Source organism: Agathobaculum faecis, assembly GCF_014287995.1.
GTDB lineage: Bacteria > Bacillota > Clostridia > Oscillospirales > Butyricicoccaceae > Agathobaculum > Agathobaculum ammoniilyticum.
This window is the reverse complement of record NZ_JACOPL010000011.1, coordinates 1-23377: the sequence shown is the minus strand read 5'-3', so window position 1 is coordinate 23377 and position 23377 is coordinate 1. Positions and strand designations below refer to the sequence as shown.

Below are 23377 nucleotides of genomic sequence, written 5' to 3'. Positions count from 1 at the left end.
TACATGGCATCTATTGTTAAGAGAAAAAAGAAGTATTCTGTGGTTTATACATACACCGATGAGAACGGCAACAAGCGTCAGAAGTGGGAAACCTTTGAAACGAATGCCGAAGCAAAGAAAAGGAAGTTGCAGGTTGAATATGAGCAGGAGTCCGGAACCTTTATTCCCCCTTCTGCTAAAACCGTCAACGATCTTTTGGATGAGTATATGTCAATCTATGGTGTGAACACATGGGCGATGTCTACCTATGAAAGCAGAAAGAGCCTGATTGCAAACTATATTCGTCCCCTCATCGGTGATATGAAGCTGGAGGATGTCACACCGAGAATCATGGACAAGTATTACCGAGATTTGCTTTCTGTCAAAGCGGTTTCTTCTAAGTATGTAAAAGCCCGTACAGAATATCTGACTCCGCATACTGTCCGAGAGGTTCACAAGACATTGCGAAATGCTTTCAATCAGGCGGTCAAGTGGGAATTGATGACCAGAAACCCTGTGGAGCACGCTACACTGCCGAAGGAAGAACACAAGACCAGGGACATCTGGACGGCAGAAGTGCTCCAGAAGGCTCTGGAAGCCTGTGACGATGATATTCTTCGTCTGGCTATTAACCTTGCCTTCTCCTGTTCCCTGCGAATGGGCGAGCTTCTGGGGCTTACCTGGGACTGTATTGACATTTCCCCCACCAGTATTGAACTTGGTCAGGCAAGCATCTTCGTTGAAAAGGAGTTGCAGAGAGTAAATCGTGAAGCGATGGCAGATCTGGACGGTAAGGACATCATGTTCAAGTTCCCGCCGACCTTCGCCAGTACGCATACGGCATTGGTTCTCAAAACTCCTAAGACCAAAACAAGTGTCCGCAAGGTATTCTTACCGAAAACCGTAGCGGAAATGTTGGTACAGCGAAAGGCTGACATCGAAGAACTGAAAGACCTTTTTGGTGACGAATTCGTAGACTTCAATCTGGTTTTCTGTTCTTCCAATGGCAAGCCGATTGAGGGGCAGGTTATCAACCGTGCTTTCAATAAGCTGATTGAGGAGAAAGGACTGCCGAAAGTGGTTTTCCATAGTCTCCGACATTCCAGTATCACTTACAAGCTGAAGCTGAACGGCGGCGATATGAAATCCGTTCAAGGCGATTCCGGTCATGCACAGGTCAAAATGGTAGCGGATGTTTACTCCCACATCATCGACGATGACCGCCGACTGAACGCTGAAAGATTGGAAGCTGCGTTCTACTCAGGCAGACAGGCAACACCGGAGCCGATTCAACCTGTCGCAACGGAAAGCTCTGCTGATGATAAAGAACTTCTTCTGAAGCTTCTGCAAAATCCGGAAATGGCAGCACTCCTGAAGTCGCTGGCAAAAACATTATAATAACTGCAAGGGCAGATCCTTTTACATAACTACAATAGCTGTAAAAGGGTCTGCCCTTATTTTTTTGTTTTGGAGGTCAACGAGTATGGATAGAATCTTTATGGACGAGTATTACGAGCATCTGAGAGCTGACAATATCGAGGAATTTTCCAAGGAACGGAACGACGAATATGTTGGCAGAGCTGAGGAATACGAAGCAGCGAAGTCTGCATTGCTTGAAGGATTGGGACTTGAGCATTTGTTTGACCATAGCCACGAACTGACTCCGAAAGAGAAGGAAATCTGGATGCTGTTCGATAGGGTTCATGTAGCAGAGCTTCTGGCAAGGGATGCTTTTGCCAAGGGTGCTTATATGCTCGGCGCTGAGGATAGAGAGATCATGCTGAAATAAAAAAAGACCTGCTTCGGCGGGTCTAAATTACATAGAATCATTGAGTCTGAAAAAACCTTTGAAATTCTTGATAATTCTGGTTGAAAAATTCGTTTTGAAATGATATATTAAACAGACTTAAATAGGTGTCCAAAACACCAGCGCCCCTGTACGAGAATGAATAGGATTTCCTATCATTTCGTATAACGAGAGGTTACATAGAGGAATTTGCTTGCACTTGCAACGTCCACCGAAAATCGAAAGCCTTGCTAATTTCGAGCCAATCGGACGGTGTAAAATCCCTATGAAAATGCTTATGAAGCGTAATACCAGATAGGATTTGAAACAGTGAAAAACCTTGTATTTCTAAGGATTTTCTTGCACTGTGTTGCACTTGGTTTCATCGTATCGGGTCTACTCCTAAGCGGAACGTCGCAGGTTCGATTCCTGTCGGGGACGCCAATCTGCATGCCGTGCCGCGGTCCTTTGTCTGCATAGGGCCGCGGCACTTTCCTTTTGCGCCCTTGACAAGCCCGCCCCCACTCCGTATAATGACAGAAACCGCAATCCTACACATCACTGTTCAGGAGGAGTTCTATGCTGTTGCGATACCGTTTTTCCCTATTGAGCGCCGTGCTCGCGCTCGCACTGTCCCTTGGTGCCTGCGCCCCGATGGAGGATGCCGGCACCGCGCCGCAGGCGCCTGTCTCGGACACGGACACTGCGCCCAATGAAACGCCCGCGGATGATTCTCAAGCGTCGGCCGGCGTTATGAGCCGCTTTACCGCCACCGACCTGGAGGGCGTCGAGGTTGACCAGTCCATTTTCTCGGACTACAAGCTGACGATGGTCAACGTTTGGGCTACGTTCTGCACCCCGTGCATCAACGAAATGCCCGACCTCGGCGAACTGGCGGCCGAATATAGCGATCAAGGCGTGCGTATCGTCGGCCTGGTCCTGGACACCCTGGATTCGGACGGTTCGATCAGCGAAAGCCAGGTGGAGACGGCGAAAGAGATCGTGGACCAGACTGGCGCGGACTACCTGCACCTGCTCCCCTCGCCCGACCTGTATCATATTCTGTCCGACATCACCGGCGTACCGACCACGTTTTTCGTGGACAGCACAGGCGCGCAGGTGGGTCATGCTATTGTCACCGCGCAAAGCAAGGATGCGTGGATCGAAACGATTGACAGCATGCTAGCGGAGGTGGAGGCGTGAGCTTTCTGCGGCGCAACCGGATAGCGGCGGCGTTAATGCTGGCCGCCGTGGTGTGCCTCGCGCTTGGCGTATGGCGCGGGGAAACCGAAACCGTTTTCCGCAAAGCGGTTATGATTTGTATGGAGTGCATCGGCCTTGGGTAGACTGCGGAAGCATGCGCGCATGCTCGTCCAGCTCGCCTTTACCGCCCTGACGAACGGTTACGCCGCCGGCTTTGCAAAGGGCAGCATTTATAAAGGACCTGGAAAATTTATCTGCCTGCCCGGCCTGAACTGCTACTCCTGCCCCGGCGCGCTCGGCTCGTGTCCGATCGGTTCGCTACAGGCGGTCATCGGCAGCCGCAGCTATCGATTCTCCTTTTATATCGCCGGCTTCCTACTCCTGTTCGGCGCGCTGTTCGGCAGGCTGGTATGCGGCTGGCTGTGTCCGTTCGGGCTGGTGCAGGACCTGCTGTATAAAATCCCCTTTGTCAAAAAGCTGCGCCGCCTGCCCGGCGACCGCTGGCTCAAATATCTGAAATACGTCATCCTTGCAGGCTTTGTCATCGTGCTGCCCCTGACCGTGCTGGATATTGTCGGGCAGGGACAGCCTTGGTTCTGCAAATACATCTGCCCCTCCGGCACGCTGTTCGCGGGCATCCCGCTGATTGCCTCCAATCCTCCGCTGCGAGCCGCGCTCGGCTGGCTGTTCACCTGGAAAGCCGCGATCCTTGCCGCTCTGCTGCTGCTTTCCCTGCTGGTATACCGGCCGTTCTGCCGTTATCTCTGCCCGCTCGGCGCCATATACGGGCTGTTCAATCCGGCCGCGCTCTACCGGTTCCGCATTGACAAGGAAAAATGCACGGGCTGCGGTGCGTGCCAAAAGGCGTGTAAGCTGGATATCCCGATCCACCAGACGCCCAACAGTCCGGAATGCATCCGCTGCGGGGACTGCCGGCGCGCCTGTCCGCACGGCGCTATCTGCACCGCAAACCGGCGCGCGGCCAGACCTTTCGGGAAAACGCGGACGTGACCGGTCCCATCCGGTCTTTTCCGGCAGGCACTATTTTTTACAGTTCCTCTCTGATTTTTCATTGTCAAGCGTCGGGCAAATGTGCTATAATACCAAGGCGATAAAAAATTACAGGGGGTATTTCTGTGACTGCTGTATACGTCATTCCAATCACTGCCGTCGATCCTGACGACAGCAAGTCCCGCGCCCGCATCGCCCCCAACCGGCTGGAATGGATTGACCGCCGGCGCGGCACAGCGCGTATACAGAGCTTCGCGGCCATGCTGCTGCTCGAGTACGCGGTCGCGCAACATTTCCCCTGGGTGGTTCATCCGCTTGCGGTTTCCATCGCGGAGGGCGGTAAGCCTTACCTGGTTTCCGAGCCCGGCATCCATTTCAGCCTGTCCCACTCCGGAGACTGGGCGGTGTGCGCGATCAGCGACCATCCGGTTGGCGTGGATATCGAATGGTGCGATCCCAACCGCCGCGATATCGCCTCCCGCTTTTTCCATAAGGATGAGATCCGCTATCTGAATTCGCTGCCCCCCTACGCGCGGACCGACGCGTTTTATTCGCTCTGGACGCTCAAGGAAAGCTTTGTCAAATCCACCGGCCGCGGCCTTGACCTGCCTCTGCGCAGCTTCTGCGTCAAATTACGCTCCAATACCCGCCCTCAGCTCGACTGTCCGGATATGGAGCGACCCTATTCCCTGTTCCTGCCGCCGTTCTCGGCCGACCGTTCCTACCGGCTGGCCGTCTGCATCCAGCAGGCGGGCGCGGAAGATCCTGTCCTGCACATTCTCGACTAAACTGCAAGCAGTGGCTTTGCCGCTGCTTTTTTTATCCCCAAACATCCAGAAAGCGGGCCGGCGCTATTGCGCCGGCCCGCTTTCCGTTCTGCCGCTGTTTTATTTTCCCTGTTCATACGCCGCCCGCACCGCGGCGGCGAGCTGGTCGGAGCATGAGGTCCCCTTGCCGCCGCAGCTGATGCCTTTGAAATATCCTTCGATCTGCGCGACGGTCATTCCCTCGACCACGCGGCTGATCGCCTGCAGGTTGCCGTTGCAGCCACCGAGGAAGGATACGTTATGCACTGTGTCCCCTTCCAGGTCAAACGATATTTTCATTGGGCAGACGCCCCGCGGCCGGTAATCATAATGCTGCATTTTTCCTGTCCTCCTCAGAGCAGGGTACGGATATGCGCCGCCGCCTGCTCGAATGTATGCACCTCGGTATAGGGTCGGTCGTCGTCCGGCCGCGGCAGGTGTGTCCAGTTGAGCCACACGCCCGCGATGCCGACATCGGTCGCCCCCTGCACATCATGCCGGAAGTTATCGCCCACCATCACAGCCTCCCCCGCCAGGCAGCCGCACTTCTGCAGCGCCAGCCAGAAGATCGGAGAGCCGGGCTTATCCATGCCCGCCTCCTCGCTTGACACCAGATAATCGATCCGGTCGGCAAGGCCGAGATATTCGAGCTTTTCCATCTGAATATCCGCCAGCATATCCGTACAGACCGTGGTCTTAACGCCCGCACGCCGCAGCTCCTCCAACAGCGCCGGCACGCCCGGCCGCAGCTCCATTTTAGAGAGGACCGCGTCCCAGTAGACGCGGTGCAGGGCGCGGGCGTATTGCACCGCGTTTAGCCCCATCCGCTCCAGCGCACCCTGCGCGAACAGCACGCGGTCATGTGTGGGCGGCATGCCCGGCTGCTGCCGCGCCAGCTTTTTGCGGTACCATTTGAACTGCCGCGCGAACTCCGCGCCCGAAGCTCCGGTGTGTTCCTCCACCCAGGCGGCCATACGCTCGTATGCGTAGGCGTCGCACGCCTGGAAGCTGCTGTACAGCGTGTCGTCCAGATCGAAAAATACTGCTTTTATTCCCATGTTTCCCTCACAAAAGTTTTTCGTTGTATACGGCGCGGCTACCGCCCACAAATTTCGGCCGGCGGCGCGCGCAAAGCAGAACCGCCTCCCCAATCTGCTTGACTGCAATGCGGAGCGGCACGACAACCGGCTTAATGTGCATACCAATCAGCGTCCCGCCGATGTCCATGCCCGCGGACGCGGATTGACGCAGGCTGTCCACCGCCACCGGATCGCTCAGGCGCTTGTAGGCCGTGGTCGCAAACGATCCGCCCGCTTTTGGCTGCGGGACGACATTCACTTCATCCAGCCGGAAGCGCTCACAGGCGGCGCGCTCGACCACGAGCGCCCGATTCAGATGTTCGCAGCACTGTGCCGCCAAGTAAACGCCACGCTCCCGCAGCACCCCGTAAATGCCCTCGAACACCGCCTCGGCGACCTCCACGCTCGAGTGGGTGCCGATCTTTTCCCCGCACACCTCGCTTGACGAGCAGCCGACCACGAACAGATCTCCCGCGCGCAGCCCCGCCGCGTCGCACACCAGAGCGGCCGCTTTTCCAGCCTGCTCCCTGATCTCAGAAATCTCCATGCTTCATGCCTCCTTTTTTCATAGTATACCACATTCCCGTCCCACTTTCACCGTCTTTTTTCGCGCGGCATACAATGGGATTGAGGCAAGACCTCAAACTGTTTTACGAACAAGGAGAAACCGCATATGAATCAGCCTAACAACCAGACGGATCAGATGCTGCCCGCAGACAGCATCGATCCCCGTCTGCTTTCGCTTGCGATGGCGTTCGTACCGTATCAGAGCTTTGAAACGCCCTATGAGCCGGCGCTTGCGTTCAGCCGCGGCACGATATTCCCCTCGCTCGACAAGCCCTTCCTCGGAGAGGAGGCGGTTCCGAGATGACCGAACGGGAAAAGCTGCTCAACCGTGTCCGGATGTATGACTTCGCGCTCGTCGACGTGATCGAATACCTGGACGGCCATCCGAAAAATACCGCCGCGCTCGCTTATTACAGCGAGATGCGCACCGCGTTCGATAAAGCCGCCGCCGAATACGAAGACGCATTCGGCCCCCTGACCGCCCGCGAGGTCGACACCCGCCCGGGCTTTTGGCGCTGGATCGATGAAGCGGGACACACGGCATACCATAGTTCCTAAAAGTATACTTTTCCAAAGTTCTACAAGTATAAAGATTTTGCAAAATATCGTTATCCAAACAGAATGTTATTTTGCCAAAACAACGCTGTTTGCGTGGAAAAAGCTGTATTTTGAAAACGTATGCTATAATAAACTCGATTATTTTCAGCTTCACAGGAGAATGGGATATGCAGTTACTACATTTATATTATTTTAAGCTCTTGGCTGAGAATGAGCATCTGCTCAACACCGCAAAGATAATTCACATTTCCCCGCCGGCGCTGAGTACGACCATCTCCCGTCTGGAGGATGAGTTGCAGGTCAGCCTTTTCGACCGCGTCGGGCGCAAGATTAAGCTCAACGAAAACGGGAAAATTTTATATATCCATGTATGCAATATCTTTTCCGAACTGGATAATATCAAGCGCGAACTATCCAAGACCGCGACCTCCCAAAAAGATATCGTATATGTGGGTGTCTCCGCGCAGTCGCTCTGGACCGAAGTCATCAGCTCCTTTATGAAGGCGCATCCCTCGGTTACCATCAAGCATGCTTCCCTGACGCTCAAGGAATTACAGGATCCCGACGCGCTCGGACAATACGACCTCGTTATCACTGATGTCGGCGACATCACCAATAAGGCTTGGGAGCATGAATTTATTGTTGAAGATCCGCCCGCGCTTTTGGTAAACTGCGATCACCCATTTGTCCAAAAGGGCGCGATCTCTTTGGCGGAGGCACGGGATGAACCGTTTATCGCATTATCCAAGGGCTATTCCTCCCGCGCCTTTTTTGAAAACGCCTGCAAGCAGTCCGGCTTTATTCCTCGAATCGTGGCGGAGGTGGACTACATCTTACGCACGCAGTTGATTGAGAATGGCTACGGCATTGCATTCAGCAGCGTCCTCGGCGCACGCGCCATCCATTCTTCGCTGGTGCGGATGGTACGCGTCAAATACCCTCCCAACCCCAGAATGCAGACCGTGTTCTGGAAGTCCGGCGTCGCTCATTCCGATACCGTACTCCAATTCCGCGACTACCTGATCGACTTTTACCAAAACAAGGCGCAGCGCGGCATATGAGAAACGCAGGTCCGGCTTATGCCGGGCCTGCGTTTCTTTTGGGGAAAATAGGGGCAAAACCTGCTTCTCCTTTTGGAAAAGCCGATATGGGCAAATTTGCGCTCCGCCGCCCGTCAGAACGTATAAAGTACAGGAGATAGGAACGCGGCTACAAGCATCAGTATGATACACAGCGGGCCGCCTATTTTGACATAGTCCATGTACTTGTAACCAGCCGGCAGGGTCTGGGTGCATGCGGGGGTACCGACAGGCGTTGCACACGCCAGATTCGTAGCAACTGCACCGATCGCAATTACAAACGGGATCGGGCTGATACCCAGTTGCATGGCGATCTCAATGTAGATCGGGGTCATCATCGCTGCCAGCGCCGTATTAGACATAAAGTTCGTCAGCACGGTGGTAACAATGACGCCTACCACCATCAACACCGCCGTGGATGCATTCTGGCCGCCGAACAGATTCAGCACGAACTCCGCGATCACCTTGCCGCCGCCAGAGACGTCCAGGCCCTTGGCAAAGCCCTGCGCCGCCGCGAGAATGACGATGGTGTTCCAGTCCATTTCCGCCAGTGTTTTCTTCAAAGGCATGCAGCCGGAAACAATCAGGATCGTCGCACCCAGCAGACCGATGATGCCAACATCCAGATAGGGATCGAACGCGTCAAAGCCTGTCAGAATGAATCCGACAATGCACAGCAGCAGCACGATGACCGACATTTTCCCTTTCCACGCTGGAATCTTATCGGTTTCCTCGTCGCCCGATTTCTCCGCCAGCTCCGCATAGTAATTGCCTTTGTCAAAATCCGGACTTTCCGGTTTCAGCACCTTTTTGCAGAGCGGATAGCCAATGGTGGCAAAATAAATAATCATGATCAGGCACATGGGCAGCATGAGTTTGGTCTGGTCAAACAGTCCAAGGCCAGCCTCGTAGCCCTCATAGCCCATCAGTACGGAATTGGCGGTAAGCTGCGATGTGGAGCCGACCAGCGTAGCCGCACCGCCGATCGCTGACGCCATGCCTGCCGCTATAATAATCATTTTGGAGCGAACCACACCATGCGATTTTGCCGCACAAGCAGCAATCAGCGGCATCCACATTGCGATCGTACCGGAATTGGACAGAAATGCGGACATAACGGTACAGCAAATGACGACCACAACCATGAACAGCCGCTCGTTTTTAGCTACTGCGCTGTTGCTGATCGCACGGCCGATCTTATTGGCCATACCGGTTTTGAACAGGGCGTCGCCAACGATACACATACCGGCGACCATCATTACGGTCGAACTGGAAAAACCGGAATATACGTCCGAGAGCTTCATTTCCGGCAAAATAATCCCCATTGCCAGAGAAGCGATCATCGCTGTCATGGCCAACGGGATTTTTTCCAAAACAAAGGAAATAATTGTAATTATTGTGATAATTATTGCTATTGTGCTGGAGGGCATACAGACTTCTCCTTTCTACCACCCAATTCTGTAAAATGGGAGCGCAAACCTGCGAAGCGTTTGAGTCAGAGGACGTCTCCTCCAGTCACACATGCATGCTACATTGTCAAAATAACAACAACCTTTGCAATTGTCAAATCCGCCTTACCGGCGGATTTTTTTATAAAAATGTGCATCTTACTCATTTCGAGTAAAATGAAATTGTTTATTTTATATCAATTTTGACGCGATCATTTTTTCTATAATTAATAATTCCTTATCTTTGTTACAAGTAATGATAACATTTCGTAATTTTTACCAGCGCAATAATTTACTTTTTATGTGCATTTTCAATCGCAAAAAATTTATCCGGATAGCACGCCAGTCTGTGGTATCCCGCCCCCTTCGGCACCTCTTCCCCGCCGCCTTTATTGTGTATTTTGCATATAAATCTCAATATCTTATTAGGCATTTGCGTCATTGTTAACATCCCACTTAACAAAACCAATGTATTTTGGAAATAGACAGCGCCTACTTGATACGCTATCGTTAAATTATAATCAATGCAAAATCCAGCCTGCCGCAAGGCAAAAGGAGGCACAACTCTTGAGTACTTCGACGATAGCACTGATCATTTTGGTCGTTACGATCATTTTGTTTGCATCCGGCAAGGTTCCCCTCTCCGTGACCGCGGTCGGCGCCGCGCTTGCGATGGGCATATGCGGCGTGATCCCGTTTACCAGTGCATTTGCCGGCTTTGCCAGCGATGTCACGATGATGGTGATCGGCTCCATGATCATCGGCGAGGCTCTGTTTGAAACCGGAGTCGCACAAAAGATCGGAACCTCCATCATCCGAATGGTGGGCATACGGGAAAAGCTGTTTATCGTGGTATGCGTCGTCGTCTCCGCCATACTCTCCGCTTTTCTCAGCAACACCGCGGTCGTCGCAATGATGCTGCCGGTTGTTTCCGCAACAGCGGCCAGTTCGCGCGGCGCTATTTCGCGTAAAAACAGCTTTATGGCCATCGGCTTTGCAGCCAATGTAGGCGGCGGCATGACGCTGGTCGGCTCCACGCCCAACGTGATTGGCCAAGGTATTTTGGCTGATGCGGGTCTGGAAACCATGGGCTTTTTCGACCTGACTTGGGGCAGCATCCCCCGCCTGCTTTTTATCATCCTGTTCTATGCAACCATCGGTTACGCCCTGCAAAAGCGGGTTTTCGATTTCGAGGAAAAATACGACCTTGCGCAGGACGCGCAAGAAGAGGAGGAGCAGGCCCAGTACAGCACCGTGAAAATGATTATTTCCTCCGCCATCCTGATCCTTACGGTTATCGGCTTTGTCGTCGGTATCTGGACGGTTGGCGCGGTTGCTATGGTCGCGGGCCTGGCCTGTATCCTGACCGGCTGCATCTCGGTCAAGCAGGTATTCGCCCGCCTCGACTGGACGACCGTATGGGTCTTGGCCGGCTCGCTCGGCTTTGCCGCAGGTATTTCGGAAAGCGGAGCCGGCAAGCTGATTGCGGACACGGTGATCGGCTGGATGGGCGGCAATATCAGCATGTTCAAGCTGCTCATTATCTTCACCATCCTGAGCGTTATCATGAGCAACGTGATGTCTTCGACCGCTTCCATGGCTATGCTTGGCCCGATCGCGCTTTCCATGTGCGCTTCTCTGGGCTATGCAGCCAAACCGGTCATCATGGCGATCATCTGGAGCCTGAATCTTGCGTTCCTGACGCCGATTGCGACACCGCCGGTTACCATGACGCTGCAGGGCGGTTACCGCTTTTTGGACTACACCAAGATCGGCACCCCGTTACTGATCGGCTGTCTCATCCTTACCATCGCCAGCTACCCCTTTGTTTTCCAGCTGTAACCCGTTCGAGACGAACAGCACCACTCGTACCAAATCAGGATATGGACGCCTGTTGGGAATAAAACACATGCTTTAGGAGGAACACGACTATGATGACCGATTATGATTTCATGCTGAATGAAGACCAGATCGAGCTGCGCAATTTGGTCCGCGAGTTTGCGGAAAAAGAGGTACGGCCCACCTGCCGCATCGCGGAGAAAGACGCCATCGTACCCGAGGATCTCGTCAAGACCGCTTATGAAATGGGTCTTCATCTGGTCACCGTTCCCGAGGAGTACGGCGGACTGGGACTGGATAACTTTACATACGCCGTCATCCGCGAGGAACTCGCACGCGGCGACGCCGGTTTCGCCTCCCGCGTATTTGGTTTCGGCTTCGAGCCGCTCAATATCGCCGGTACGGAGGAGCAGAAAAAGTGGGCTGCGGATATCATGGTCAACGGCGGCATCATGGCGTTCGGCCTGACCGAAAGCGTATCCGGCTCTAATGCCGGCGCTATGGTCACGACCGCGCGCAAGGTTGGCGACGATTATGTGATCAACGGCGGCAAGACCTTTATCACCAACGGCGATTGCGCCGATCTCATCACCATCTTCGCCGTTACCGACAAGGAAAAAGGGACAAAGGGCGGCATCACCGCATTCCTGCTTCCCAAGGACACACTGGGCTTCACAGTGGGCGAGCATGAGGATAAAATGGGTATCCGCTGCGTCCATACCAACTCGCTGTTCTTTGACGACATGGTACTCCCGTCCAAGTACCGTCTGGGCGAAGAGGGCCAGGGCTATCAGATTGCCATGAAGATCCTCGACAACTCCCGCCCCTGCACCGCAGCCTCCGCAGTCGGGATTGCACAGGCCGCGCTGGACGAAGCGGTTCCTTATGCTAAGGAGCGCGTCGTTTTCGGCAAGCCGATCTGGAAGCATGAGGGGATCGGTTTCCTGCTCGCGGATATGGAAATCCAGACGCAGGCCGCCCGTCAGATGGTTTGGGGCGCCTGCAAGTCGGCGGACGCCGGCATCATCAACAAAAAGCTGATCGCCTCCGCCAAATGCTTTGCGGGCGATACCGCGGTATTCGTTACCACCAACGCGGTGCAGGTGCTCGGCGGCAACGGCTATTCCCGTGAGTATCCGGTGGAAAAGCTGATGCGCGACGCAAAGATCTATCAGATCTTTGAGGGTACCAACCAGATCCAGCGTGTCGTTATTTCCGGCCAGCTCTGCCGATAAAAACGCTTATACCTCCCATTCCAGTTGCCCGCCGCATACTTCCGGCGGGCAACTGGAGCAATGCTTTGCCGATTCTCCGTGGGAAACAGACATTTGTATTGGAGGCATAACATGGAGTCTGTACTTACAACAGTAAAAAGGGGACGGATCGCGATTTTTACGCTCAACCGTCCGGAAAAGTATAACGCACTCAACCCCGCACTTATTCAGGCGCTGGAAGAGGCTATGCTGGACTTTATGGAAGACCCCGACCTATACGTCGGTATCCTGACTGGCGCGGGCGGCAAGGCTTTTTGTTCCGGCGCGGACGTGACCGAATGGCTCCCGTTCGTCAAGGCCACGGCAGACCGTCCATGGCGCATCCCCCGAACGCCGATGCGCGGACTGTATGTTACGAAACCGTTGATCGCTGCGGTTAACGGCCTTGCTTATGGCGGAGGCGGCGAACTGGCGCTCGCCTGCGACCTGCGCATTGCCGCCGAGCATGCATCGTTCCGCTGGCCGGAGCCGTCGCTCGGGCTGCTGCCCCGCTTTGGCGGGACACAACGCCTGCCGCGCATCATCGGCTATGGAAGGGCCATGCAGATTCTGCTCACCAATGAAAAGGTCGATGCGCAGACCGCGCTTCAGATCGGTCTGGTGAACCAGGTCGTCCCCGCAGAGCAGCTGCTTGACGCTGCGCTGCAGGCTGCGGAAAAGATCTGCCAGCTGGCGCCCCTGGCGGTCAGAAGCATCAAACAATGCCTGTCGCAGGGCTATGACATGCCGCTGCGTGATGGGCTTGCGCTGGAAAACACGCTCGGTATGGCGCTTTACCAAACCGAGGATTATCTGGAGGGCGGCCGCGCGTTCCAGGAAAAGCGGCCGCCGCAATTTCAGGGTAAATAAAACAACTTCATTGGATTTGAAAGGAGCATATTTATGTCCAGACAGGCTTTGGAGGGTCTGAAGGTCGTTGAAGTGGGCAATATCGTGGCCGGCCCTTGGTGCGGCAGCATGCTGGCCGATTTCGGCGCGCGCGTAATCAAGGTCGAGCCGCCCAAGACCGGCGACCTGATGCGCGGCATGGGCCGCATCAAAAACCTGTGGTTCGCCGTCGAAGGCCGCAACAAGCAGAACGTTACCCTCAACCTTAAAACCGAACAGGGTAAAAAAATGCTTTGGCAGCTGATTGAGGACGCAGACGTCCTGATCGAAAACTTCCGCCCTGGCGTGTTCCGAAAGCTCGGCTTCACCTGGGAGGAAATCCACCGGCGCAACCCGCGCCTGATCTACACGGTCGCTTCCGGCTACGGCCAGACCGGCCCCTACGCTCCCCGCCCCGGCTTTGACCGCATGGGCCTTGCGCTCGGCGGCTTTCTGGAGGTCACCGGCTATCCGGATACGCCTCCGGTCAAGCCCGGCATCTCGGTCGCGGACTTCTATACTGCCATGTTCAGTTGCATGGCGGTCATGTTCGCGATCTACGACCGTGATGTCAACGGCTCCGGCGAGGGGCAGATGATCGACTGCGCGCTGACCGAGTCGGTCCTGCGGCTGCAGGAATCCATCATCGCGGAATACTCCTACGACGGTACCATCCGCACCCGTATTGGCAACGGCACAACTGTTACCGTCCCATCCGGCCACTTCCTTACCAAGGACGACAAGTATGTTGCCCTGTCCATCACAGGCGATAAGCTATACCGCGACTGCATGCACCAGATCGACCGCCAGGATCTGATCGACCATCCGGATTACCAGACCACGATCGACCGCGCGGCGCACCGTGAGGAGATCAACGCGGAATTTGCCAAGTGGGCGCGCGCCCATACACTGAAGGAATGCCTTGACATACTGGGCGAAGGTATCCCTGCCTGTCCGATCTACAACGTAGCCGATATTATGGAGGACCCGCAGTTCGCAGCACGCAACGATATCGTCGAGGTCGAAACCGAGCAGTTCGGCAAAATCAAGATGCAGAACGTTTGCCCCAAAATGCTGGGAACGCCGGGTGAAATCAAATGGCCCGGCCAGCCGCTCGGCAAATTCAACAAGGACGTATTCGGCGGATTGCTCGGTTATACGGATGAGCAACTCGCCAAGTTTGCGGAGGACGGGGTGATCTGATGTTTGCAGCCGGCATTGATATCGGTTCCACCGCTTCCAAGGCCGTCATTCTGGCAGCGGACGGCGGCATCGCGGCCAAGGCGATCGTCCCAATCGGCACGGGTACCGTTGGTCCGGCTCGCGTGTTCGCGCAGGCGCTGGAAAAGGCCGGCATCACGCGGGACGATATCCAATGGATTACTGCAACCGGATACGGCCGTTTCTCTTTCGAGGGGATTAACGATCAAAAAAGCGAACTGAGCTGCCATGCCAGAGGCATCGCCCACCTTCTGCCCGCTACCCGTACGATTGTGGATATCGGCGGGCAGGACATCAAGGTTATGCGCATAAACGGCAAGGGCATGCTGTTGAATTTCGTGATGAACGATAAATGCGCGGCGGGTACCGGACGTTTTCTCGACACCATGGCCAAGGTTCTCGACGTAGAGGTGACCGACCTGAGCGATCTCTCTTTCCAGGCGGACGAGGCGGCCGAAATCAGCAGCACCTGCACGGTTTTTGCCGAGTCCGAGGTCATCTCCAAGCTGGCCGCGAACATCAGGCTGGAAAACATTGTTTCCGGCATCCATAAATCCGTGGCGCGCCGCGTCGCATCCCTGGTGCAGCGCTGCGGAATCCAGCCGGAGGTCGCCATGAGCGGCGGCGTCGCACTTAACAAGGGGCTTGTTCATTCTCTGGAGGAGGAGATCAAGCACCCCATACAGGTTCATGAGGACTGTCAGCTCGCCGGTGCGCTCGGTGCCGCACTGTACGCGCTGGGCAGCATGCGGTCCGCCTGAACGCCATATTTTCATTCGCAGGAAAGGATGGAACCCCTATGAGCGAAACTACTGAAGTAAAAAAGCCAAAGCGCCCGCTTCCCAAATCCCGCGTAATGCTGAACGCGCTGGTTGACAGCATCTACCAAGCCGCTTGGGACGCCGAGGCCAAGGGCGAGCCGGTCGGCTGGTCCACCTCTATCTTTCCGCAGGAGCTGTGCGCCACGTTCGACGTACCTGTCCTGTATCCTGAAAATAACGCGGCCGGCGTAGCCGCGCGCCATGACTCCCCCCGCTTTATCGCGACCTCGGAGGGAGAGCTGGGTTATTCCAACGATATCTGTTCTTACGCCCGCCTAAGTATCGGCATGGCGCACCAGATGGCCAACGACCCCAACTATGAGCCGCCCTCCGTGCAGCGCATGCCGCGTCCTACATTCCTGCTCTGCGCCACCAACAGCTGCTTTGAACTGCTTAAATGGTACGAATGCCTGTCGCGCGAGCTGGATATCCCGATCTTCATGCAGGACTGCCTGTTCAACTATACGGACGCCAAGCCCGCTAAACACTGGATCGCTTACGGCCGCAGCCAGATCGAGCACAACATCCACCGTATGGAGGAATTTTTCGGCAAGAAATTCGACTGGGATAAATTCCTTGAGTTGCAGAAGATCTCGGTCGAAAACGCGCGGCTGTTTGACGAGTGCGTCCTGATGAACGACCGTAACCCCGCTCCACTCAACGGCTTCGACCTGTTCAACTACATGGCGCCCATGGTCGTCGCGCGCAGCCGGCGTGAAACCACCGAGGTACTCCTGCAGCTCAAGCGCGAGATCCAGGAGCATATCGACAACGGAACCACTACTTTCGGCACCTCTCCCCAGGAGTACCGTGTCGACTGGGAGGGCATCGCCTGCTGGCCGAATCTTGGCTTTAACCTCAAGACCATGAAAAAGTATGGCGTCAACTGCGTTACAAACGGCTATGTCGGCGCCTGGAGCCTGCACTATACGCCGGGTAATCTGGATGAAATGGCCGAGCAGTATATGCTTTCCTCCACCAACGTCGTCAATACGACCACGATGATGGGCAAGCGCGCGGATGTCGCCAACCATTTCCAGTGCAACGGCATGTTCTGCCATATCAACCGCAGCTGCAAATTCATGACCTACCAGATGACCTGCGGGCGGGAGATCGTGGAGGAAAAATGCGGTATCCCCGTCGTGTTCTTCGACGGTGATCAGGCTGACCCAACGATTTTCAACGAAGCCCAGTTTGAAACCCGGCTGCAAAGCCTGGTGGATGTAATGAAAGCAAATAAGGAGGCGGAGCAGTAATGGCTGACGTAAAAAACCTGCTGGCACAGTTTGACGACATCAGCAAAAATCCGCAGCGTCTGCTGAAAGAGTATCTCAATGCCGGCGACAAGGTGATCGCCTGTTTCCCCGTCTATACCCCCCAGCCGCTCGTCCTTGCGGCCGGCATGGTGCCGATGGGTATTTGGGGCGGCCAATGCAACCCCCAGATAGCCGGCAAGTACGCCCCTATCTTTACCTGCTCCCTGCTGCGCTCATGCCTGGAGTTCGGTATGACCGGCGCGTATCGGGGCGTCTCCGCGGCGATCATGCCCATCATCTGCGATACGTTCCGCGGCATGAACTCCGCATGGCGCGCAGGCGTTAAGGACATTCGCCCGATCACCTTTATTTATCCACAGAACCGCAAGGATCCCGGCGCGCGTGATTTCCTCATTGAGGAGATCAAGACGGTACGCAGCGCCTTGGAGGAGATCTCCGGCAAGGAAATCACAAACGAAGCCTTGCAGAACGCCATCGCGCTGTGCAACAAACGAAACGCTGTCATGCGGGCCTTCTGCGAAGCGGCGAACGACCATCTCGACCTCATCCGGCCGGCCGACCGCCACCATGTCATGAAAGCCGCCACGTTCCTGCGTCCGGAAAAAACCATTGAAATGGTTTCTGCACTGACCGAGGCGCTCGCCGCTGAGCCGGTCTGCGACTGGAAGGGTAAAAAAGTCATCCTCACCGGCATCACCTGCGAGCCGGACGAGGTACTCGGCTACTTTGCCGACAACAACGTCGCCGTGGTCGGCGACGACCTGGCGCAGGAATCCCGTCAGTACCGCAGCGACTATCCCGCGGCCAACTCCGCAATCGAAAGCCTTGCGCTGCACTGGTTTGCCATTTACGGCTGTTCGACTGCCCACGACGATAACAATACTGCGCGCGGCCAAATGCTTGTCAAGCTGGCAAAGGACAGTGGCGCGGACTGTGTCGTGCTGTGCATGATGCGCTTTTGCGAAATCGAAGAATACGACCAGCCATCGGTAATTGACACTGTGACGCGCGCGGGGCTTATGAGCTTCAGCATCGACATCGACCAAAGCACCACGGAAAGCGGCCAGGCGCTGACCAAGATACAGGCATTTGCAGAAAACTGATTGCCTGTGTTTCATTCATTAAACCAAACAGGAGGAACACCATGAACATTTTAGTATGTATCAAGCAGGTACCGGATACAACGGAGATCAAGATCGATCCGGTGAAGAATACGCTGATTCGGGAGGGCGTGCCGTCGATCGTGAACCCGTTCGACGGCTATGCCCTGGAAGCGGCGGCGCGGATCAAGGACAAGGATCCGAATACGCGGATTGTCGTGCTGTCCATGGGTCCCGAGCAGGCCAAGGCAGCGCTCAAGGAATGCCTGGCCATCGCAGCGGACAAGGCGTATCTTGTATCTGACCGCGCGTTCGGCGGCTCGGACACGCTTGCTACCAGCTATATCATTTCCGAGACGATCAAAAAGGTGGAGGAGCTTGAGGGCAAGTTCGATGCGATCTTCTGCGGTAAGCAGGCGATCGACGGCGACACCGCGCAGGTCGGTCCGGAAATCGCAGAGCATCTGGATTATCCGCAGGTCACCTACGGCCTGGAGGCTGCGGCTGGGGACGGACGCATCCGCGTCAACAAGGAAGTTGAGGAAGGCGTGGAGGTCGTAGAGGTGCAGACGCCGTGCGTAGTTACCTTTACCAAGCCCGCTTGGGACCCGCGTTATCCCACGATCAAGCGCAAAATGGCGGCCAACCGCGCGGACATCCCGACGCTGACCGCCGCTGACCTGCCCACCATCGACCTGGCGCACGCCGGTCTGAAAGGCTCGCCCACCAAGGTGAAAAAGACCTTTGTGCCGCAGAAAAAAACGGGCGGCGTCAAGATCAAGGAAGAAACCGCGGCGGATTCGGCTGTCAAGCTGTTCCAGCTGCTCAGCGACGCGAGCGTCATTTAAGGGAGGCAGGAGAACCATGGAAGCAAAAACGAAAGACCTTTGGGTATTTGTGGAGACAAACGGCGACGGTTCGGCAAAGAACGTCGGCATTGAATTATTGACCCCCGGCCGCATGATGGCGGATAAGCAGGGCGGCGCTCTGGTCGCCATTGTGATCGGCGATCATGTATCGGCTGCGGTCGAGGCGGCGTCCACGCACGGTGCGGATCAGGTCATTGTCGTCGAAGGAGCGGAATACGGACATTACAGCACGGACGCTTATGCTATCGCGCTGTGCGCGCTCGTGGAGAAATACGGCCCGACAAGCATGCTGATCGGCGCGACCAATAACGGCCGCGACCTTGGCCCGCGCGTATCCTGCCGCCTCAGGACCGGTCTGACCGCGGACTGCACCGCGCTGGATATTGATGAAGAAAGCGGCAATGTCGCCTGGACTCGCCCTGCATTCGGCGGCAACCTGATGGCGACCATCCTCTGCCCCGACCACCGGCCGCAGATCGGCACAGTTCGCCCGGGCGTCTTCAAGAAGTGCGAGGAGACCGCGGCAAAGGCTCAGGTTATCCGCGAGGATATCCATGTGGAAGAAAAGGACATCCGCACCAAGGTGATCGAGCTGCTGCGAGACATGGACGAGGAGAACGTCGATCTGGAGGGCGCGGAGATCATCGTATCCGGCGGCCGCGGCGTCGGCGGTCCGGAGGGCTTCGAGCCGGTGCGCGCGCTGGCCAAAGCGCTCGGCGCAACGGTCGGCGCCTCCCGTGCGGCGGTGGATTCCGGCTGGATCAGCCATGCCCACCAGGTCGGGCAGACCGGCAAAACCGTCGGTCCCAAGCTGTACATCGCCTGCGGCATTTCGGGTGCAATTCAGCATCTGGCCGGCATGAGCGGTTCGGATGTGATCGTTGCCATCAACAAGGATCCGGACGCCCCGATCTTTGACGTGGCTGATTACGGCGTGGTTGGCAACTTGTTCGAGGTGCTCCCCGTACTGACCGAGGAGATCCAGAAAGCGCGCGGCTGACAAAACCGATACCTCCCTTGGAAAGCACGGTCGCCGTGCGGCGCCTAAACGTACGGTGTAGCGCGCGTTTTCCATAGGGCGTTTGTAAACGCTCAGGGCATGGGGCCGCTGCCGGTGGTTTGGCGGCGGCCTCCTCTGCAACGAGAAAGGAGAACAGATATGAATTTTCATTTTACCGAAGACGAAAAGGATATCCTGAATATGCTGCACGATTTCGCGGTCAAGGAGGTCGCGCCGATCGCCGCGGAAGTCGATGAAAACGAGCGTTTTCCCGAGGAAACCTGGCGCAAACTCGCGGAGATGGGTATGATGGGCGTGCCTTATCCGGAGGAATACGGCGGTGCCGGACTGTCCTATGTTTCCTACATCAGCGTTGCGGAAGAGCTTGCGAAATACTGCGCCACGACATCGGTCATGGTTTCCGCCCATACCTCGCTCTGCACCTGGCCGATCTATGCGTTTGGCACGGAAGAGCAGAAGCAGAAGTACCTTCCCGATCTCTGTTCGGGCGAAAAGCTGGGCGCATTCGGCCTGACCGAGCCGGGCGCCGGCACGGACGCCGCCATGCAAAAGACCACCGCCGAGGACAAGGGCGACCACTGGGTACTTAACGGCACAAAGATATTCATTACTAACGCCGGCTTTGCGGATACTTTCGTCGTTTTCGCCATGACAGACAAATCGCTCGGCACCAAGGGCATCTCGGCGTTCATTGTGGAGCGTGAATTCCCCGGCTTCCGCGTGGGCGCGCATGAGAAGAAAATGGGCATCCGCGGCTCGTCCACCTGCGAGCTGATATTCGAAGACTGCATCGTACCCAAGGGGAACTTGCTGGGCGAAGTCGGAAAGGGCTTCAAGATCGCGATGATGACGCTGGACGGCGGACGCATCGGCATCGGTGCGCAAGCGCTCGGCATCGCCCAGGGCGCGATCGACGAATGCGTCAAGTATGTTAAAGAACGCGTGCAGTTCGGCAAGCGCCTGAGCCAGTTCCAGAACACGCAGTTCGAGCTGGCTGATATGCAGTGCAAGGTAGATGCGGCGCGGCTGCTGATCTATCGGGCAGCGCAGGCCAAGCAGGATGGCGAGCCCTACAGCCACCTTGCCGCGATGGGCAAGCTGTACGCTTCCGAGGCCGCCAGCGACGTTACCCGCCGCTGCCTGCAGCTCGTTGGCGGCTACGGCTATACCCGTGAATATCCTTTCGAGCGTTTCATGCGTGACGCCAAAATCACTGAAATCTACGAAGGCACCTCTGAGGTCCAAAAAATGGTCATCTCCGGTTGGATGGGTGTAAAGTAATCCCGCCTTTCGGAATGTAGCAAAAAACAGCGCCCCGCTCCACTGCGGTACTATGGTATCCGCAGCGAGCAGGGCGCTGTTTTTGATTCTTTTTATATCCGCCAGGTAATGCAGACCTCTCGGCAGGATACCGTTACCTTTTGCACCAGCACGTCGAGCACCGCCCGTTTCCCCTCGAAGCACAGGCTTTCCCATTGTGCCGCGCCATCCGGCGGCACCGCCTCTGTCTCCCGCCGGCCCGCCAGCCGCCGCCGGATCTCGGCTGCCTGTCCGGTCAAGGCGGCGGCGCGTTCGTTAATCAGGCACATGGCCTGTTCATTCGCCTGCGGGATGCGGGCGGCGAGCGCCTCCCGCTCGCTTTCCAGCTCCGCAAGACGGGCGCGCAGCGCGGCGAGTACCGTGTCCGCTTGCCGCTGCGGTTCGAGCGGCCCCAGCTCTGCCAGCCGCGCTCGCACCGCTTCTCCGGCCAGCCGCTCGACCGCATCCGCTTTGGGCAGCCCCGCGGCGGTGCAGCCGTGCGCAGCATAGCGGTGCGAGCAGACCAGATAGCGGCTGCCGTTCGTCGCCCGCTTGACGGTCAGCGCATAGCCGCAGGACGCGCATTTGAGGCGTCCTGCCAGCCAGGTCCATTTTGCCTTGTTGCCCGCGGCGACCGGACGGTTGCCCATGCAGCGCCGGCGGCAGGCCAGCCAAACGTCCTCATCCACCAGGCCCTCATGCGGCGCGAGCAGCAGGCGCGCGGCCTCCGGATGGGTCTGCTTACGCTTCCCACTTTCCCCGGAAAACAAAAAGCAGCCGTTCCGGCCCGCAAACAGCTCCGGCTCGCTCAGCATCTCGGTGCCGGCCCGCTGGTAAAATTCATAAACGCCCTGCCCCGCGCGGACATAGACCGGATTGCGGATGGTCTCCCGCACGCGCTCCCGCGTCCACGGCCGCCCCCGCCGGTTTACAACGCCGTTTTCTTCCAGCAGGCGCAGCACATCCCCGATCGAATTTTTCCGGTCCGCGTATAGCGCGCAGATTAGGCGGATATGCTCCGCCTCCTCGGGCTGCGGCACATAGCGCCTGGTATGTACCCCGTCAAGCACGGCGTCCTCCAAAGCAAAGCCATACGGCACATGCCCGCCCATGAAAAAGCCGTGCTTCATGCGGGCGGCATAGGCATCCGCGACGCGCATCTGGATGGTTTCGCGCTCCAACTGCGCGAACACGATGCAGATGCTCAGCATGGCGCGCCCCATCGGCGTGGCGGTATCAAACTTCTCCGTACAGGAAACGAATTCCACGCCCAGGCGTTGGAACTCCTCTATCATGCCCGCAAAATCCAGGATGGAGCGACTGATGCGGTCCAGCTTGTAGACAATCACCCGCGAGGCGCCGCCCTGCCGCAGCGCCTCCATCATGCGCCGGAATGCCGGCCGGTCGGTGTTTTTGCCGCTGTACCCCTTGTCGGAAAAGATCCGGCACGGTCCGCCCCTCGTCTCATACCGGCAATATTCGATCTGGCTCTCGATCGAAATGCTGTCCGCCTTGTCGACCGACTGGCGGCTGTAGATGAAGTCCACGCTATCCCTCCGCCCGCGCGTATTGCCGGAACACGGCGGCCAGCGCCCGCACGGCTGCCTGCCGCTCCTCCTCCGAAGCCTGCAGCGGACGGATATGGACGACCGCGAGCGCCTCCGCTTCCTGTTTTTCCATCATTTCCGCACCACCTCCGCCTCCACCTTATGCGGCGGGCAGGCGGGGTATGCACACAAGGTAAGGCTCTTGGTTCCCTCCCAGTGGCTTTGTCCCCCGCATCCGCCATATGTGCAAAAACACGAATTGTTTTTTATTCATTTTCCACAACAATCTTGTTCATCCCGTCATTTTTGGACATAAAATCTTTTTTTCTGTCTCTCACAGTAATCGACAGGAGAAAAAAGCCGCAGTATGATACTGATACAAGAGGGGCGCACACCAAACGCACCGTCATTTTCCACAAAAAACGCAACGCCGTTTTTCCGAAAAGGACGGGTATCCCATAATGCCCGCCCCTTATGAACGCTTTCAGGCGGATTGGTTCCGTCTGGATGGCAAGGCCGCCATGATGACCCGCGCGAATTAAGGCCCCAGCATGACATTCGCCAGGGCAGGCGCGGCCTGTAAGCGAACTCCCCCGCATACGTTTCCGGAAATCGGTTTTACGGAGCGATGCCGTAAAACCGGTTTTCCGCTATCCGCGCTGCTGGGCGGCGCGGCAAACCGGATTTTGGAAAGGATTGATCTCGGCTATGCAGAATAAATATTAC

25 protein-coding genes are annotated in these 23377 nt (G+C 56.4%); 19 read left to right on the top strand and 6 right to left on the bottom strand.

The annotated features are described in order from the left end of the window. The first annotated feature begins 3 nt into the window (after positions 1 to 3). The 6 genes from H8S45_RS11635 (at position 4) to H8S45_RS11610 (ending at position 4767) form a co-directional block, all read left to right on the top strand. Positions 4 to 1377 (top strand): site-specific integrase, encoded by a 1374-nt coding sequence (locus tag H8S45_RS11635; RefSeq protein ID WP_186950125.1) that lies wholly within the window; start codon positions 4 to 6, stop codon positions 1375 to 1377. 85 nt (positions 1378 to 1462) lie between these two features. Then, positions 1463 to 1768 (top strand): hypothetical protein, encoded by a 306-nt coding sequence (locus H8S45_RS11630; RefSeq protein WP_186950123.1) that lies wholly within the window; start codon positions 1463 to 1465, stop codon positions 1766 to 1768. 576 nt (positions 1769 to 2344) lie between these two features. After that, positions 2345 to 2968, top strand: a complete 624-nt coding sequence (locus H8S45_RS11625; RefSeq protein WP_186950121.1) for a TlpA family protein disulfide reductase — start codon at positions 2345 to 2347, stop codon at positions 2966 to 2968. Further along, on the top strand, positions 2965 to 3111 hold the full coding sequence (locus H8S45_RS11620) for a CD1871A family CXXC motif-containing protein (protein WP_054327901.1): 147 nt from the start codon (positions 2965 to 2967) through the stop codon (positions 3109 to 3111). The genes H8S45_RS11625 and H8S45_RS11620 overlap by 4 nt, the downstream gene beginning before the upstream one ends. A gap of 19 nt (positions 3112 to 3130) precedes the next feature. Beyond that, positions 3131 to 3979, top strand: coding sequence for a 4Fe-4S binding protein (locus H8S45_RS11615; protein ID WP_054327902.1), 849 nt, complete (start codon positions 3131 to 3133; stop codon positions 3977 to 3979). A gap of 125 nt (positions 3980 to 4104) precedes the next feature. Beyond that, the gene (locus H8S45_RS11610; protein WP_054327903.1) at positions 4105 to 4767 is read left to right on the top strand and encodes a 4'-phosphopantetheinyl transferase family protein; all 663 of its coding nucleotides are present in this window, start codon (positions 4105 to 4107) and stop codon (positions 4765 to 4767) included. 99 nt (positions 4768 to 4866) lie between these two features. Here the strand turns inward: H8S45_RS11610 and H8S45_RS11605 are convergent, their stop codons facing one another. The 3 genes from H8S45_RS11605 to H8S45_RS11595 are packed head-to-tail and all read right to left on the bottom strand — an operon-like array spanning position 4867 to position 6411. Continuing rightward, positions 4867 to 5124, bottom strand: a complete 258-nt coding sequence (locus tag H8S45_RS11605; protein WP_054327904.1) for a TIGR03905 family TSCPD domain-containing protein — start codon at positions 5122 to 5124, stop codon at positions 4867 to 4869. Between the two features lie 14 nt (positions 5125 to 5138). Then, complete coding sequence (locus H8S45_RS11600) at positions 5139 to 5843, bottom strand: HAD family hydrolase (protein WP_054327905.1); 705 nt, start codon at positions 5841 to 5843, stop codon at positions 5139 to 5141. 7 nt (positions 5844 to 5850) lie between these two features. Beyond that, positions 5851 to 6411 carry a TIGR01440 family protein gene (locus H8S45_RS11595; protein ID WP_107630940.1) on the bottom strand — a complete coding sequence of 187 codons (561 nt, stop codon included), beginning with the start codon at positions 6409 to 6411 and terminating at the stop codon, positions 5851 to 5853. A 126-nt stretch (positions 6412 to 6537) separates the two neighbouring features. On the opposite strand from H8S45_RS11595, the gene H8S45_RS11590 reads away from it, so the two are divergent. From H8S45_RS11590 to H8S45_RS11580, 3 genes are all read left to right on the top strand, one after another. Beyond that, positions 6538 to 6735 (top strand): spore coat associated protein CotJA, encoded by a 198-nt coding sequence (locus H8S45_RS11590; RefSeq protein WP_054327907.1) that lies wholly within the window; start codon positions 6538 to 6540, stop codon positions 6733 to 6735. Then, positions 6732 to 6989, top strand: coding sequence for a spore coat protein CotJB (locus H8S45_RS11585; protein WP_107630941.1), 258 nt, complete (start codon positions 6732 to 6734; stop codon positions 6987 to 6989). The genes H8S45_RS11590 and H8S45_RS11585 overlap by 4 nt, the downstream gene beginning before the upstream one ends. Before the next feature lie 167 nt (positions 6990 to 7156). After that, a complete protein-coding gene (locus H8S45_RS11580; RefSeq protein ID WP_107630942.1) occupies positions 7157 to 8050 on the top strand; it encodes a LysR family transcriptional regulator in 894 nt (297 codons plus the stop codon). Positions 8051 to 8163: 113 nt separating this feature from the next. On the opposite strand, the gene H8S45_RS11575 is transcribed toward H8S45_RS11580, so the two are convergent. Beyond that, the gene (locus tag H8S45_RS11575) at positions 8164 to 9498 is read right to left on the bottom strand and encodes an SLC13 family permease (RefSeq protein ID WP_107630943.1); all 1335 of its coding nucleotides are present in this window, start codon (positions 9496 to 9498) and stop codon (positions 8164 to 8166) included. 585 nt (positions 9499 to 10083) lie between these two features. Between H8S45_RS11575 and H8S45_RS11570 the strand changes: the two genes are divergently transcribed. From H8S45_RS11570 to H8S45_RS11525, 10 genes are all read left to right on the top strand, one after another. Then, positions 10084 to 11358: an SLC13 family permease gene (locus H8S45_RS11570; RefSeq protein WP_159068071.1), complete on the top strand. Its 1275-nt coding sequence runs from the start codon at positions 10084 to 10086 to the stop codon at positions 11356 to 11358. Positions 11359 to 11447: 89 nt separating this feature from the next. Further along, complete coding sequence (locus tag H8S45_RS11565) at positions 11448 to 12590, top strand: acyl-CoA dehydrogenase family protein (protein ID WP_186950118.1); 1143 nt, start codon at positions 11448 to 11450, stop codon at positions 12588 to 12590. A 111-nt stretch (positions 12591 to 12701) separates the two neighbouring features. Continuing rightward, positions 12702 to 13478: an enoyl-CoA hydratase/isomerase family protein gene (locus H8S45_RS11560; protein ID WP_054327912.1), complete on the top strand. Its 777-nt coding sequence runs from the start codon at positions 12702 to 12704 to the stop codon at positions 13476 to 13478. A 33-nt stretch (positions 13479 to 13511) separates the two neighbouring features. Continuing rightward, complete coding sequence (locus tag H8S45_RS11555; RefSeq protein WP_107630945.1) at positions 13512 to 14699, top strand: CaiB/BaiF CoA transferase family protein; 1188 nt, start codon at positions 13512 to 13514, stop codon at positions 14697 to 14699. After that, positions 14699 to 15478, top strand: coding sequence for an acyl-CoA dehydratase activase (locus tag H8S45_RS11550; RefSeq protein ID WP_054327915.1), 780 nt, complete (start codon positions 14699 to 14701; stop codon positions 15476 to 15478). Before H8S45_RS11555 ends, H8S45_RS11550 begins: the two co-directional genes overlap by 1 nt. 38 nt (positions 15479 to 15516) lie before the next feature. Continuing rightward, a complete protein-coding gene (locus H8S45_RS11545) occupies positions 15517 to 16794 on the top strand; it encodes a 2-hydroxyacyl-CoA dehydratase subunit D (RefSeq protein ID WP_054327916.1) in 1278 nt (425 codons plus the stop codon). Next, on the top strand, positions 16794 to 17918 hold the full coding sequence (locus tag H8S45_RS11540; protein ID WP_147574565.1) for a 2-hydroxyacyl-CoA dehydratase subunit D: 1125 nt from the start codon (positions 16794 to 16796) through the stop codon (positions 17916 to 17918). The genes H8S45_RS11545 and H8S45_RS11540 overlap by 1 nt, the downstream gene beginning before the upstream one ends. A gap of 41 nt (positions 17919 to 17959) precedes the next feature. Beyond that, the gene (locus tag H8S45_RS11535) at positions 17960 to 18763 is read left to right on the top strand and encodes an electron transfer flavoprotein subunit beta/FixA family protein (protein ID WP_054327919.1); all 804 of its coding nucleotides are present in this window, start codon (positions 17960 to 17962) and stop codon (positions 18761 to 18763) included. 16 nt (positions 18764 to 18779) lie between these two features. After that, positions 18780 to 19784: an electron transfer flavoprotein subunit alpha/FixB family protein gene (locus tag H8S45_RS11530; protein WP_054327920.1), complete on the top strand. Its 1005-nt coding sequence runs from the start codon at positions 18780 to 18782 to the stop codon at positions 19782 to 19784. A gap of 159 nt (positions 19785 to 19943) precedes the next feature. After that, positions 19944 to 21086 carry an acyl-CoA dehydrogenase gene (locus H8S45_RS11525; protein WP_054327921.1) on the top strand — a complete coding sequence of 381 codons (1143 nt, stop codon included), beginning with the start codon at positions 19944 to 19946 and terminating at the stop codon, positions 21084 to 21086. Positions 21087 to 21178: 92 nt separating this feature from the next. Here the strand turns inward: H8S45_RS11525 and H8S45_RS16760 are convergent, their stop codons facing one another. Both H8S45_RS16760 and H8S45_RS16605 read right to left on the bottom strand, forming a co-directional pair. Next, positions 21179 to 22651 (bottom strand): recombinase family protein, encoded by a 1473-nt coding sequence (locus tag H8S45_RS16760; RefSeq protein ID WP_054327922.1) that lies wholly within the window; start codon positions 22649 to 22651, stop codon positions 21179 to 21181. Between the two features lies 1 nt (position 22652). Beyond that, complete coding sequence (locus H8S45_RS16605; protein WP_256435212.1) at positions 22653 to 22787, bottom strand: hypothetical protein; 135 nt, start codon at positions 22785 to 22787, stop codon at positions 22653 to 22655. Positions 22788 to 23377 lie beyond the last annotated feature (590 nt).